This is a genomic window from Pseudomonas sp. Lb2C2 (assembly GCF_052112205.1).
GTDB classification, from domain to species: Bacteria; Pseudomonadota; Gammaproteobacteria; order Pseudomonadales; family Pseudomonadaceae; genus Aquipseudomonas; species Aquipseudomonas kilonensis.
The window spans coordinates 409,490-423,031 of sequence record NZ_JAUTYW010000004.1; the positions used below are offsets into that span (position 1 = coordinate 409,490).

Annotated in this window: 15 protein-coding genes; 7 read left to right on the top strand and 8 right to left on the bottom strand. The window is 49.8% G+C overall.

The window, feature by feature from the left end:
* Nucleotides 1-36 precede the first annotated feature (36 nt).
* Together Q7F16_RS13835 and Q7F16_RS13840 are read right to left on the bottom strand one after the other, a co-directional pair.
* The gene (locus Q7F16_RS13835) at nt 37-1,530 is read right to left on the bottom strand and encodes a cytosine permease (RefSeq protein ID WP_409556325.1); all 1,494 of its coding nucleotides are present in this window, start codon (nt 1,528-1,530) and stop codon (nt 37-39) included.
* The gene (locus Q7F16_RS13840; protein ID WP_223616363.1) at nt 1,527-1,748 is read right to left on the bottom strand and encodes a hypothetical protein; all 222 of its coding nucleotides are present in this window, start codon (nt 1,746-1,748) and stop codon (nt 1,527-1,529) included. The genes Q7F16_RS13835 and Q7F16_RS13840 overlap by 4 nt, the downstream gene beginning before the upstream one ends.
* A 307-nt stretch (nt 1,749-2,055) precedes the next feature.
* Between Q7F16_RS13840 and Q7F16_RS13845 the strand changes: the two genes are divergently transcribed.
* Nucleotides 2,056-2,820: an SDR family NAD(P)-dependent oxidoreductase gene (locus Q7F16_RS13845; protein ID WP_409556326.1), complete on the top strand. Its 765-nt coding sequence runs from the start codon at nt 2,056-2,058 to the stop codon at nt 2,818-2,820.
* A gap of 266 nt (nt 2,821-3,086) precedes the next feature.
* Nucleotides 3,087-4,067: a helix-turn-helix domain-containing protein gene (locus Q7F16_RS13850; protein ID WP_409556327.1), complete on the top strand. Its 981-nt coding sequence runs from the start codon at nt 3,087-3,089 to the stop codon at nt 4,065-4,067.
* A 55-nt stretch (nt 4,068-4,122) separates the two neighbouring features.
* Here Q7F16_RS13850 and Q7F16_RS13855 read toward each other — a convergent pair whose 3' ends face one another.
* Nucleotides 4,123-5,091, bottom strand: a complete 969-nt coding sequence (locus tag Q7F16_RS13855) for an NAD(P)-binding domain-containing protein (RefSeq protein ID WP_409556328.1) — start codon at nt 5,089-5,091, stop codon at nt 4,123-4,125.
* A gap of 128 nt (nt 5,092-5,219) precedes the next feature.
* Between Q7F16_RS13855 and Q7F16_RS13860 the strand changes: the two genes are divergently transcribed.
* From Q7F16_RS13860 to Q7F16_RS13875, 4 genes are all read left to right on the top strand, one after another.
* The gene (locus Q7F16_RS13860) at nt 5,220-5,666 is read left to right on the top strand and encodes a cupin domain-containing protein (RefSeq protein ID WP_046061859.1); all 447 of its coding nucleotides are present in this window, start codon (nt 5,220-5,222) and stop codon (nt 5,664-5,666) included.
* Nucleotides 5,667-5,704: 38 nt separating this feature from the next.
* The gene (locus Q7F16_RS13865; protein ID WP_409556329.1) at nt 5,705-6,385 is read left to right on the top strand and encodes a type 1 glutamine amidotransferase domain-containing protein; all 681 of its coding nucleotides are present in this window, start codon (nt 5,705-5,707) and stop codon (nt 6,383-6,385) included.
* Nucleotides 6,386-6,444: 59 nt separating this feature from the next.
* Complete coding sequence (locus Q7F16_RS13870; protein WP_409556330.1) at nt 6,445-7,239, top strand: acetoacetate decarboxylase family protein; 795 nt, start codon at nt 6,445-6,447, stop codon at nt 7,237-7,239.
* Nucleotides 7,240-7,481: 242 nt separating this feature from the next.
* Nucleotides 7,482-7,706: a cupin domain-containing protein gene (locus Q7F16_RS13875; protein WP_409556383.1), complete on the top strand. Its 225-nt coding sequence runs from the start codon at nt 7,482-7,484 to the stop codon at nt 7,704-7,706.
* Here the strand turns inward: Q7F16_RS13875 and Q7F16_RS13880 are convergent.
* From Q7F16_RS13880 to Q7F16_RS13890, 3 genes are all read right to left on the bottom strand, one after another.
* On the bottom strand, nt 7,696-7,830 hold the full coding sequence (locus tag Q7F16_RS13880) for a helix-turn-helix domain-containing protein (RefSeq protein ID WP_409556331.1): 135 nt from the start codon (nt 7,828-7,830) through the stop codon (nt 7,696-7,698). The two genes, Q7F16_RS13875 and Q7F16_RS13880, sit on opposite strands and share 11 nt — an antisense overlap.
* Nucleotides 7,831-8,110: 280 nt before the next feature.
* A complete protein-coding gene (locus tag Q7F16_RS13885) occupies nt 8,111-8,521 on the bottom strand; it encodes a hypothetical protein (protein WP_409556332.1) in 411 nt (136 codons plus the stop codon).
* Nucleotides 8,522-8,868: 347 nt separating this feature from the next.
* Complete coding sequence (locus Q7F16_RS13890) at nt 8,869-9,165, bottom strand: PucR family transcriptional regulator ligand-binding domain-containing protein (protein ID WP_409556333.1); 297 nt, start codon at nt 9,163-9,165, stop codon at nt 8,869-8,871.
* Between the two features lie 243 nt (nt 9,166-9,408).
* Between Q7F16_RS13890 and Q7F16_RS13895 the strand changes: the two genes are divergently transcribed.
* Entirely contained in the window at nt 9,409-10,449 is a 1,041-nt protein-coding gene (locus Q7F16_RS13895; RefSeq protein ID WP_409556334.1) for an ABC transporter substrate-binding protein, read from the top strand.
* A gap of 261 nt (nt 10,450-10,710) precedes the next feature.
* Here the strand turns inward: Q7F16_RS13895 and Q7F16_RS13900 are convergent, their stop codons facing one another.
* On the bottom strand, nt 10,711-12,099 hold the full coding sequence (locus Q7F16_RS13900) for an aldehyde dehydrogenase family protein (RefSeq protein WP_409556335.1): 1,389 nt from the start codon (nt 12,097-12,099) through the stop codon (nt 10,711-10,713).
* A 514-nt stretch (nt 12,100-12,613) separates the two neighbouring features.
* A complete protein-coding gene (locus tag Q7F16_RS13905; RefSeq protein ID WP_409556336.1) occupies nt 12,614-13,300 on the bottom strand; it encodes a TetR/AcrR family transcriptional regulator in 687 nt (228 codons plus the stop codon).
* Nucleotides 13,301-13,542: the final 242 nt, after the last annotated feature.

Here is a 13,542-nt window from a genome sequence, read left to right on the forward strand (position 1 = left end):
TTAGTTGAGGCTCATAGGGGGATGCCGTTTGGGCAGCTAGAGGCCGACCCTCACTGTCCCCGGCTTTGGCTGTGGATCAAGTGTTGGGCGACTGGCGATCGCCGTCCCCTTCGTATAGCTCCCTTTCCCCATTGGAGCCACGATGAGTCTCACGGCCAAGTAGTAGGAGAATCCAGAAATAGCAATTACAGGGATGGATGCGCCCAAATAGCGGAACCATCCACTCATTGCGACTGTTACAGGGTCGTACAGAGCCAAATAACCAACCACCGCAACAATGCTGATTAATACAGCTGCCCAGTTCACGCCGCCCCAGTAGGCATAGTGGCTGTTACGAGTCGCGAAAAGACTTGGAGCATCGAGCTGCTCGCGTCTCAGGATGAAGTAATCAACCAGCGTGATCCCGGAGATGCCCACAAACATCACGCCGTTGTACGACAGCCAACTCATAACCTTGGATAGCAACCATTCGGTCTCAAAGGCAAAGTACACACCAGGCAGCAGGAGGAGGGCGAGAAGCAGTTCCCATTTTAATCTTGCGAAGAATTTGACCTGCTGAATTGAAACACCTGCCAGATAGATCATCACAACCATCGTGGCAATGTTCGCCGTCAGGACGATGGTCATCACGATTGAGCCGAACACTTGCCCGCCAACAGCGATCATCCAAATCGTTGGGTCGTAAGTGCCTGCGCTGATGGCTGCAAGGGCCGCGACGGTGGAGACAACCGCTGCTCCGAGGATTCCCACGCCAATGATTGATGGGCCCATGACATGATTTTTGCTTTTTACCAGGCGGGTAAGACCACCCATGACTGGCCACCAAGTCATGGCGTTGGAAACGCCAAACTCAACGGCGAGTGCCAGGCCTTGTACGGGATCATGCGAAAGCATCTGATCCGGTGCTACTTGGTTGTGCCAAAGGTTTTCGAGCCCAAACTTATGCACCAGAATGCCGAACATCACCAGGGTGATAAGCATGTGCAGCGGCCCAATGAAACCGTTGAGACGTTCAAAAAACTTAGGCCCCTTGCATGCAATGAACCAAACAAGCAACAGAGCAGCCAAGGCAACGCCAATCACCAGATGTTCATGTGAATCACCGGTAACCTGGCTTCCTGTGACGGTGGCGGCTACGTTCGCAGCTCCCCTAGCAGTCAATGCTTCAACTACGTAAGACCAGCCGATCAAGGTTGCAAGCAAGCCAAATAAGGGAACGATGATCCCTCTGTAGCCGAAAGAGGCTTTAGCGGTATCAATAGGGTCGGTGCCGTATTTGTAGCTAGGTACCCCTGAGGCAAGCGAAACCAGTGCCATGCCGATGATGAGGCCAATCACGTAACCCATCACGCCGAGTCGCCAATCTCCTACGTAAGGAAGATAGCTACCAATCAGGAACGCCCAAGTGGCGGCACTGAAAGCGCAGCATGTCCAGAGGAACGAGCCATAGGTTTTATATACCCGATTACCAGCCAGAACTGGCAGCCGACCCGCAAGTGCTTCTTGTTCGATACTATGTGAAGTGCTCATGCGTTTGCTCCTACTGCAAGCAAGGTACCAATCCAAAGGACAGCACCAAAGAGGATCCATACCGACGCCTCTCGAACTAGCGAAGCCGCGCTACTCCAGCATTCGGAGGAGGTGTGCTCGGGCTGGTTCATGGCCTCCAGTTGTTTCAACAGATCCGTGTTCAAGCTTTCGCTTGTACTCATCATTCCTGTGCCGTGTTCAACGTCAGCTTTGCTCATGTCGTTGCTCTCTGGACGAGTTCTTACGATGCCGTCCGCTTTGGCTGTTTTAGAAAATTATTATGGCAGCGGTAGTAAGTGTTGCTGGACGCTTTGTTATTGCTTCCCTTCGACGGTCAGTAAACCTGTCCATAGCGCCCTGTATTCAGCCTACGCTTGGCGGCTGTCACCTCGTATCCGTTTTTGGCAATCCATTACAACGCTGCCCCTATCGAAAAGCCTTCTTGAGCTTTGCCGATATTGGCTATGGCCATGCATGCCCTGGCGCTACTTTAGGGACTCAGTCTCAAAAAAGTGGAGTGCAGCTATGAGCAATGACATGCGTGTCGTCGTTATTTCTGGAGCGGGTTCTGGGATCGGCCAAGCGACCGCCGTCCATTTCGCAAGGAGCAATTTCTGTGTGATCGGCTGCGACCTCTCGCAATCTGGCTTGGAAGAGACTGCTCGGAAGATCGGCACTCGCAACTTTTATGCTCGGGTGGTGAATGTTTCCCGGGAGAATGAGGTGGGAGAGCTCTTTGAATTCGTCAAATCCCTCAAGCTTCCGCTTCATGCAGTGATCCCTTGTGCGGGAGTTGCTCGCACAGGACTGGCTCATGATTTATCGAGGGAGGAGTGGGAGTTTACGCTGGGAGTAAACCTCACCGGCACCTGGTTGATGGCGAAGTATTCGATGCCAATATTCATGAAACAAAAAGGCGGAGCGTTCGTTGCCGTTGGATCGGACGCATCGGTGCGTGGTGCATCGGGGTACGCCGCCTACTGTGCCTCCAAGCATGGTGTTTTAGGTCTTGTGCGGTGTCTTGCGTTGGACTACGGCCCTTTGGGTATACGTAGCAATGCGGTGTGTCCTGGCTTCGTGCAGACACCGATGATGGACAGCTTATTTGCGGAGGCGATCGATCCTGAGGCCGAGAAGAAATCTTACGCAAAAGAGGTGCCGTTGGGCAGATTTGCTCTGCCTGTTGAGGTGGCCAAAGTCATTTTTCACTTGGCGTCAGATGAAGCCAATTACACGAATGGGATCGTTTACTCCCTCGATGGTGGGGCGACTGCAGGGCACTTTGGCTAGCCAGTTGAGTAATTTTTTCTCGGGGTAACAATTTTGAAATGAGTAAAATCGCACCATACTGGGTCGCATGACCGAGTATTGTGCGAAAAGGTGACATGGCAATATGAAGCGCAAAGTCGTTACCGGCTTCGCGCTTTTTTTAATGGGCCTGCAATGCCTGTGCTTGAGCGTTTCGACAACTGCTGGGGGGAATGGGATTAAGGGCGGTGTTGAACGGCATGGGACTTGCTTGTCAGTTCAAGCCCTTTTAGCTAAGCCGAGATTTCATGATGGCAACTCATACGCCCCAGAGCAGCACTCAATTTCGTTTCATGGAGTCGCATGATGCGTTTGAGCATGCTGGCGGCTTAAATGAGTGGGATGACAATCGTTATCATCAACTTGAGAAGAAAGCTCATTTTCACGGTGCCATCGCGAGTCATTCCATTGCCGGAAAAGTGCAGGTGACTCGGGAGACGATGGACAGTCAGTGTGTCGAGCAAATTTGTCATGTTCCACTTGATTCGATAGTTATCGTAAATGTGAGATCTGACGAAGATGTACTCCTAAACGGTCGGTACGTAAATGCGAGCACCTTCCACATTTCGTCTGGTCGATCTTTTCATGCAGTCTCAAAAGCACCCATCGAAGCGTTGATGCTGACTGTCAGTAAGACAGCTTTTTTTGAAAGATTCAGAACAGAAGGTTTCTTTAACATTGAGGAGAAACCTTTCGAGCGATTTATCCAACCCTCCACTGATACTCAAATCGATTTTGAACTTAATCTCAAGTCTCACTTGAACGATGTACAGGCAGGTATCGGTCCAGTTTCATTTAGCTCCGGCTTGGAAAGGGTATTCGGCTGTGTGCAGGAAATTTTGGATTTTGAGACTTCGAGTAGGTTAGTTGTGCCTCCTTCGACGAGGACATATATCGTTGAAAAAAGTTGCGAGTTTTTTGCTCACCATGTTCATGATGAAAGCATTGGGGTGCTAGATCTTTGTAATCATTTGAGAATTAGTCGTAGAACACTTCAGTACAGTTTCGAAGATGTATTGGGGATGACTCCGCTCAACTACGTAAGATCTGTACGATTGAATATAGCACGAAAGCTGCTCATGTCCTCTCCCCAGGAAACAATTCAAGGCGCCGCTCTTGATGCTGGTTTCAGCCATTTGGGCCGATTCTCAAAGTATTATCAGGAGTTTTTCGGAGAGCTCCCATCTCAGACTGTTAGCAGGTTGGGCGCTCAGAGGCGCCATCATTGAAATTTATGAAATAAAAAAGCCGGCTGTTTAGAGCCGGCTTTTTTATTGGCTATCCTTAGCCTTTTGCCCCGGCCACTAGATATTGTGAATTGAAGCCAAGATCGCCATGACCTGCATCCTGAGCAATTTTGAGATCATCCGCGAGTGCCGAGATATGGCTGGCCCGCAGACCGCTTGCCTTGAGTGCGTCACGCCATTGAACGACCGCGTCCAGGTATACGTCGACAGTCGCCTGGATTGTGCTGAAATCATTGGCCTCGATTTCCTTGATGCTTTTTTGCACTTTATAGCGCAGCAGATCCAGCATCTTGTCAGCAAACTCTGAGAGCTGGCTGGCACTTACGCCCTGGGTCTTAGCGTACGCCGCTGCCTCAAGAAAACCGGCCAGGCCCACAGCGTAAAAGCTGCCAGTCATCGCGGCGTCAACGATTGGTGGGACAGTCAAGTCTTCACCGGTGTAAATCGTGCCTTGCGGTGCCATTGGTTTTACGGTTTCTGCAATTTCATCCCATACAGCTGGATCACATGCGTACTGAATCGCGGTGTATGGGCCGCCAATCAGGTCGGGGTACGAAGAGATGGCGGCGTTAATAAAAATGCCACCTCGACGCTCTACGAGTGTGCGAAAGCGCTGGCCGTCTTCTGGCATAGATGTGCTGAGATTGGCTACAAAGCGCCCGGCTAAATCTAGCGCCTCAATATTGCTTTCTATTAGCGATGCACCGCCGGCAGCGCTGCTAATAATCATGATGGTCAGGTCGCTTGCGTGCACCGCGTCAACGAAGGAAGGGGCGAGCGTCGCGCCTTGCTCTACCAAAGCCTTAGTGGCTTCGGGGCGACGATCCCAAACCGTGACTTTTCGCCCTGCAGCCAGCAGCGTGCGTGCAAGGCCGGAGCCCATCAAACCAGTGCCGATTACCGTTATTGTTTTAGTCATCATCTTATTCCTCATATGGGCGAGGAGCGCTCGCCGGGTTGCGTACACCCCAAAAGCTAAGCGCTGAACCGATAAGTGAATAGCCATTTTCGGCAACTCTACTTTTTTGCTCCTCCTTGCCGGAGAGGTCACGCCTGTTGCCAATTCTGGATAGGACGAACTGAACCCCGGATGTAGCTTGTGTCCTCCGATACCCACAATCCGTGAGGCCTGAAATGAACCAGATCCAGAAACCACAAGATGCTTATGTGCAGGTTGACGAAGTAGAATGGCAGGATTTTCCAGAGCAATTTCATACCGGCGGCGTGAAGTGGAAGCTGCTTCATGTATCTCCTGAATTTGGCATCTGGACAGTAATGTTTTTCTGTCCAAACGGCTCCATCCTGATGCCGCACATTCACCACGGGCCTGCAGAGGGCTACGTTTTCGACGGCATCCTTGAGTTGCGTGGCGGGCCGGAAAATGGTGGTGCGCTGTGTATCAAGCACGGTTTTCTGTATGAAGCTACTGGTGCTGAGCATGAAGAAACCAAGATGCTCGCGGACACCACTTTCATTCTTCAGATGGTTGGCCCAATTACCTGGAAAACCGCGGACGGAAAAGACGTTAACCAATCTTGGTCTAGCGCCCAAGATTTGTGGGAACAGCAAACTGCTGCCTGAATGCCAGCCATTTGGCTAAAACGTCTGGAGTGAACACGATGAGTATTTTATTTGTATTAACCTCCCACACGACACTCGGTGATACTGGAAAGGAAACTGGGCTGTGGCTTGAAGAGTTTCTAGCTCCTTATTACAGCTTTGTTGACGCCGGCCTCCCGGTTCGCCTTTGCTCGCCCCTGGGAGGAAATGCACCTGTAGATCCTGCTTCGGTAGAAACTCTGAAGGGCAACCCTCTATACCAGCGCTATCAGTCTGATCGCATTCTGGCAGAGCGCATGAACGGCACCGCCAAGCTTTCATCTGTATCGGCATCGGATATAAGCGCGCTTGTTTATCCAGGCGGTCATGGCCCTCTGTGGGACTTGCGCGACAATCCTCATTCTGTGGCACTGATTGAGTCGTTTATTTCGTCAGGCAAGCCCGTTGCCACAATCTGCCATGCGGGCTGCGCATTACTCGATGCTCGCAAAAGCGATGGGCGCCCCCTAGTGGAAGGCATCCAGGTGACTGCATTTAGTGACAGTGAGGAAGCCGCTGTTGGCCTCGAGAAGGTCGTTCCTTATCTCGTCGAAACTGACATGAAAGCACTTGGAGCGGTGTACTCGAAATCCGGTGATTGGGAAAGTCACGTTGTCGTCTCCGGATCGTTGATCACCGGCCAGAATCCAGCGTCTTCTCTAGGCGTGGCTGAAGCAGTGATCAAGCGCTTGAAAGCTTGAATTCCACGTCAGATTGTCACCTTTAAACCTTAAAAAAAATACTAAGGATACCGACTGTCATGAGCTTCGTTAAAACGAAAGAAGAGCTTCAGGAAATTCAACGAATTCTCTCTGAAGGTCGTTGCACCATTGAAGCCGTATCGATTGAGTTCGAGACAACCTTCGAGTTCTTACGGTCGGTACTGCCTCCTTGTTTTGATCTGCCTGAAACACCTACTGCAATCGCCAGCATTTCACGGTGGCAAAGCGAGCTGTGCGGCGAATTTGATTGCGGCATTATCTCCCTTAAATGCCGATACAAAGAGCTGGAAGGTACGACCATGCTTGTGTTGATCGTGAGCGGGGATATGCCAGTCACGATCGGTCGCGAGATGTGGGGCGAGGCAAAGAAAACAGGCATCGCCCAAGTCTACATGGATGGACATGAGGCTTACGGTTTTTGCGAGCGCAACGGCGTGCGTTTGATCGAGATTGAAGCCGAGTTTGGGGATGATCAAGGCCCTTCAAGTAGCGAAAGCTATGATTTTGAAATTAAAGCGGTGCCTCATTCTACGGGCTTTGGGCTCCAGCATGACCCAATTCTGAATTGCATGAAGAACCAGGAAAACCTACGAGTAAAGCGCGAAGGGAAGGGAACTCTGAAGCTTAGTGGTACTGCGCTGGATCCGCTTCACACTATTCCAGTCGTATCGGTTGGGACGGCTTACTACACCGAAGGTGAGTCTAGCTGGACTGTACCGCGTTTGGACGTATTGCCAGACCCTGATGCGTATCTACCTTTTATTTACGGGCAAAAATTTGACGATTTCCGTTTGTTCCGTAAACCGGCCCGATTCAATAAAGCGAACAAATGATACGGATTCAGATTATTCAAAGTACGACGCCTCTCTCACTCATTTTGCTCAGGCAGCGGTACCAGACGTTGCATCAGATTGAGCAGATACATCCAGCATGGCGGATGTCTTTTGGCGCCTGAAAGGGCGCCTTTTTTTAGCAAAAAAATGCTTGGTCAATGCATTTTAGTCATTTTGTAATTATCACAGATAACTTCGGCGACAGATTTTTGTCCTGGTCGCGAATTTACTGCTTGGCAAAGATGATCTTTTTTACTAATGGGGATACGAGTATCGAGCAATCCTGGCGTCGCCAGGTGTTTGCACGAGAATTTAGGCACTTCATAGCGGGTTACTGTATTTTCGTCCCAGATGAGGGGGGGCCTGTCGAACTACTCGCTGGAGACGCAGTGTTATTCCCCGCTCACTGCCAAGGAGTTTGGGATGTACGTGAAACGGTGCGCAAGAGTTTCGTGATCACTCCATGATTCCAGCAATTTGCCCTGCTCGCATGGCAATCCAGAGCACAACCACGTCCTCCGAGGAGTCTATTGAGCGCCCAGAAATTTCCTCTACGCGTCGGATCCTGTACACCAGCGTTTGCTTGTGCACGTTTAGTCAATCAGCGGCTTTTTGCCAAGAGCGATTCTGTTGCAGGAACACAAGTAGTGTGTGCTGAAGCTGCCCACCCTGCTGTGCGTCATAGTCGGTCAAAGTTCCAAGTACACGCCTGTGTATTCTCCGCGCCTCCTCCAAGTTCGTTGGAAGCCAAGACTGCTCATCTTGAGCATTGTTGTACATCACCAGCGGGCGCTGCTCGGTACCGTGAGCCAAAGCTAGACGTGCTTCACGCAGCGCTTCCACGGTTCTAGATGGTGTAATCAGTGGGTTACTATCCCCAATGTTGCATTTCAATGCTGCCTGGAGTTGATGTGTACTTCCACCATTGGCCAGCAACACGATCAACTCGTTCCCTTGACTCCGCACCATCGACTCCTAGGCGTCGCAGGCGCTGTCGCCAATCAATCACCGGTTCTGTCGTCGGTCTTGCAGATGCCAAGCTGGGCTGTTCAGCAGGGCAATTTAACTGCTCCAAACGATCAAGCGCAGCTTGTTCAGGAAGGCGAGATTGAATCAAGGCATCTAGCAACTCAGAGCCCAGTCTCAGCGAACGTTCGTTCTCTACCAGAAGGCGTTCAAGCTCAATTCCCAACACTGCGACGAGATGATGGAGTCGATCATAATCAATAAGGTCACCACCGGCGGCGAGGATTTCGCATGCCGTGAGCGATGGCAACGCCATTACTAATGCGTCCTCATTACCATCAGTACATTGGGTAACTGAGGAAGACACAGTTCCACGTGCGGCGAGTGTTCGTTGCCAGCTCTCGGCAACGCCACTAGACCCTCTTGCCAGGGTTCAAGCCAGCGCGAGTCGAAAAGGTAAAGGTTCGACTGAACATCGGCGGCCAAGCGCTTCAAAAGTCCTGTCAAACCTAAACTTCGCAGTCCAATGCGGGCGCTTTCGTACACCCTGGTTACCGCTCCACGTCGTTCATGCTCTTCTTGTTTACTGGCGTCTATTATTGCGCGAGTTACTGCCGAGAATGGCACCGAATAGTGGGTCATCAGTAACGGAAAACCAGATATCTATGCTTCCATTTGAAGAGAGGTGATATCAGCGGGCGCCTGCATGTTCTCGCCGATCATAAGTCCCGTAACCTTCGCTCGCACCAAGCGCTCCACATACGCTTGTTGCTCTCCAGGAGAGTGAGGAATACCGATGCCTGTTGTCATCAACAGGTCTCCCTCTCCGAGCCATTCTGTTGGATCAGTTAATTCACAGACATGAGCCCATCGCAGGCGTCGATTCGCTCCGTCAGCGCCGCTGAGAAGGCGCGTCCGGAGGCTCGAGTTGTCAATGATGTCTGGGATGCAAAATGGCATGGTCAGTCCGAGAGTGGTAGGTCTAGGTTCGCGGAGCAGTATCGATGACGCACCATAGGTTTTCCTTTGGAGGTCTGCCCTTTATACGGATGTACGAGTATGCCTCTTGAAATCATTGTTATGTCTTATTGCTTGAGTGCGCGCGCGCCCTCAAGACTAGACAGCGGCTCGTGAGCCGGCGAGGCCTAGCGGCACCATTACTTCAAAATCACGGACGATTTATGAGCACCGGAGATGATAATAATGCAAAAAGTCCTCAGTACTTCCCTTTCATTGGCTTTGGGGTGCGTCTTCACTATGCAGGCCCACGCAGACCTGACTGTTGTTTCACATGGTGGCGCTAATAAAACTGCACAGGTGAAAGCTTTTTACGAGCCATACACGCAGAAAACAGGCACTCGAATCATCGCTGATGAATTCAACGGTGAGATGGCCAAGGTTAAGGTGCAGGTCGACACGGGCAGCGTATCTTGGGATGTAGTCGAGATGGAAATGCCTGAATTGGCGCGTGCATGCGACGACGGTATGTTGGAAGAAATTGGTCAGCAACCGGCCATTTCTCAGTTGGCTACCGAGCTGCTGCCCGGTGCAGTTCAGCCTTGCGGGGTTGGTTTTTTTGTGTGGTCAACTGTGCTTGCCTACAATGCAGACAAGCTCAAGACCGCACCTACTGGCTGGGTGGATTTTTGGGATGTTGTAAAATTCCCAGGAAAACGAAGTCTGCGAAAGGGGGCAATGTATACATTAGAGTTCGCACTGATGGCCGACGGTGTTGAGCCAAAAGACGTTTATAACGTACTTAGTACTCGGGAAGGTCAAGATAGGGCTTTTGCGAAGCTCGACAAGATTAAACCCTATATTCAATGGTGGGAGGCCGGTGCTCAACCCCCTCAATATCTTGCTTCTGGCGATGTCGTAATGAGCTCTGCTTACAATGGACGCATCGCTGCAGTGCAAAACGAGAGCAATCTTCGTGTTGTCTGGAATGGGGGTATTTATGACATGGACGCTTATGCTATTCCCAAAGGCGCCCGAAACCCAGAGGAAGGCATTCGCTTCATTCAATCTGTGTTGCATACAGACGCTCAGAAAGCTTTCGCCCAGCAAATCGCCTATGGCCCAGTTAACCGGGCGGCGGTTCCGCTTGTAGATGCAGCCCGACGCAGCAATATGCCTACAGACAAGGCGAACCTGGCTCACCAAGTGGCTATGAACGCATCTTTTTGGGCAGATCATGGAGAGCAGCTGGAGCAGCGCTTCAATGCTTGGGCCGTCAAACAATAGATTGGTCAGCCCTCCACTAAGTCGCCTTCGGGCGGCTTTTTTTGATTTGTCGGCCTGAATCACAGTATCGCATTGAAAACTACCAATTTGGCAATCGATGGTCGAATTTTAGAGTTATGGCTGATCCGCGCGTAGATCCAGAATCGATGATACGTATTCCATTGGTTACGTGTATTTTAACTTAATCTGGAATTTTAAGGCCGTAATATCCTGCAAGGAAGTCGAAGCCCAATTAGCTTCGACAGGTCACATGCTAACTACTTAGCGACGATCCATCCAAACAGTTTGGGCATTGCAAAACTCATGCACGCCAAAGTGTGATAGCTCTCGTCCAAATCCGCTTTTTTTCACCCCGCCAATTGGAACGCGTGGATCGGACGCTGAGTATCCATTGATGAACACTGCACCGGTGACCATTCTGGATGCGAGGTATTTTGCTTTTTCTACGTCTGCCGTCCAGAGACTCCCTGACAAGCCGAACTCACTATTGTTGGCCAACTCCAGAGCATGTGCGGCGTCATCCGCCACGATGAGCGACGCTACCGGGCCGAAGAGTTCCTCTTTAAACGAAGTTATTTCAGGAGTTACATCAGCAAGAATTGTAGGTTCATAATAATTTCCTTGTAGCGCACTCTTATTACCACCAAGAAGTAATTTCGCTCCTTGTTTTAACGAGGCCTGAACCTGCTGATGGAGCTCTTCGCGAAGGTCGAAGCGGGCCATTGGGCCAATATAAGTCGTATGGTCTAGAGGGTCTCCCATCTTCAGTGCAGAGACCGCAGCGACGAATTTTTTTTCAAATTTTTTCGATATGCTTTTTTCGATGATAATACGCTTTGCGGCAATGCAAACTTGGCCTGTGTTTTGAAACCGCCCAACGACTGCTGCTTTTACCGCCTCTTCAATATCCGCATCAGCTAGCACGATGAATGGATCAGATCCTCCTAATTCCAGTACGCATTTTTTCAATGCGGCACCGGCTTGAGACGCAATTGCCGATCCTGCTCTAACGCTGCCTGTAACAGCAACTGTTGCGATACGAGTGTCTTCGATGGCCTTAGATACACCTGCGGGCGGAACGTTGATGACTTCAAAGACACCCATTGGTACACCTGCCTGCCGCCAAGCATCCTGGAGCAGGTAAGCGCAGCCCATCACATTTGGAGCGTGCTTTAGTACATAAGGGTTTCCTGACAATATGATAGGGACAGCGCCTCTCATGATTTGCCAGAAAGGGAAATTCCAAGGCATCACTGCAAGAACAGCACCCAATGGTCTATACGCCACAAAGGCCTTATTGTCCTCCACCAGAGTCGGCTCAGGCTCAAGCATTTTAGGGCCTTGCTCTGCATACCATTCGCAGAGTGCCGCGCACTTTTCGACCTCTGCGAGTCCTTGCGCGACAGGTTTACCCATTTCGTTTGCAGCCATAATGGCCATTGAATCTGCTTGCTTTCGCAGCTCATCTGCCATATGCAGCAAAACGGTCACCCGTACGCTAATGTCAATGACACTCCATTCATCAAACCCTTTTTGTACACGTGTCAACGCTGCATCCAATTGACTAGCAGTTTGATAAGAATAACGACCAATTTCTTCGCCGCTTGTCGGGCATAGCGAAATGGCTGCCCCCATACTGTCAAAGTTCATCGGAATGCTCTTTAGTGGTTTGGTGTGAAGAATATTCAGAATTCCCTGGTTTTAAGGAAAAATTCTTAGAGCTAGAGGTAGGGATTCTGTCAGGTTATAAAGCCAGTATCGATGTTGGTGATTTTAGAAGCAATCAGACATTTGTATAAATAAGCGCCAGCAATTTGTGCGAAATTATAAGTTTTCTTGTCATTTTTCGAGGGTCTGTTTTTCTACTGGAGAACCTTTGACGTCTAGTGGTGATTTCTAGTGCGGCGTGAGGATTGTAAGGCTGCCGAAGTAAAATGGCGCCTAATCATGGTGGTGAGGAAGAACTGAATATTTTGGAATTGGTTATGTTAATGTGTTGTGGTAGATCATGACTGAAGTTATCAATTCTGTAGTTGAGATGTTCAAAGCTGTATTCTTGGATTAAATTACATGAGAGTGTTAAGGTGTCGGGCATTTTGCGAGCCGCCTGATTTTCAGTCTTGATACATTGATCGCAGCTAGAGTTGTAGTAGTGTTCTCTGTTTTAGGTTTGCGAATCATGAAAAACTATTTTCGTATCATTCATTTTGCTGGGGTATGACTTGCCAGTTAGTATCTGGCACCAAAGATTAACAGCGGTCTTGATCATGTCAGCGCGTACCTGTGGGGTCATGCTTGGCTGCCATTGATAGAAGAAGTTTCCTTCAATCATCGTAGCTATAAGCCCGCTGTATGTTTGAACCTCCTGTGCGCTGAGAAGAGGGTTGATAAGAGCAACCAAATATTTCATTCCGCTAAGGAAATGGTCGTATTGGTCGATCATTATTTTCCTGGTTTGATCGTCTTGAGTTGCAAGTGCACCAATTTGAAAGAATAGTCTGCTCGTCATGTCGTCCATCGTTGCTAGCATGTTCTCTCGAATGGCTAATTCAAATCGTTCGAGGGGTGATATTGAGTCGTTAAGATAAATTTCTTCGAATCTAATGACGTACCGCTCTAGTTTCGATTTTATCATTTTGATGTAGAGGTTCTCAGTGTTTCCGCAGTAGTGCTGTAAGTTGCTAAGGCTTATTCCGACTTCTTTGGCAACTTTCCGGGCTGAGAATTCAGCGTATCCATCACGAAGAAAAATTGCCGCAGCCGCATCATTGATCTCGTCAAGTTTTCGCGATCGTTTTTCGGCACGGCTATATTTTACCGGCTTATACATTTCGTTGGTTGTGCTGTTCATTCGTACAAATTGCTCTCGTGCAGGAGTTATTTGTTAAGAGTTGCTTGAATTGATGATATTGGCAAGTGTGAAAGTGAGCAATTTGAAGCAACGCATCTGGCGACTGAAAAAATAGGTCGAAGGTGCAATGTGTCATTAGAGGTTCCTGTCGTAGTGAAAGGTTACAAAATCGGTCGAGCGACCTAGTATGGCGCGTTTCCACACAGTTTCACGCCATCAACCCGTCGAAATCGCATTGGGAT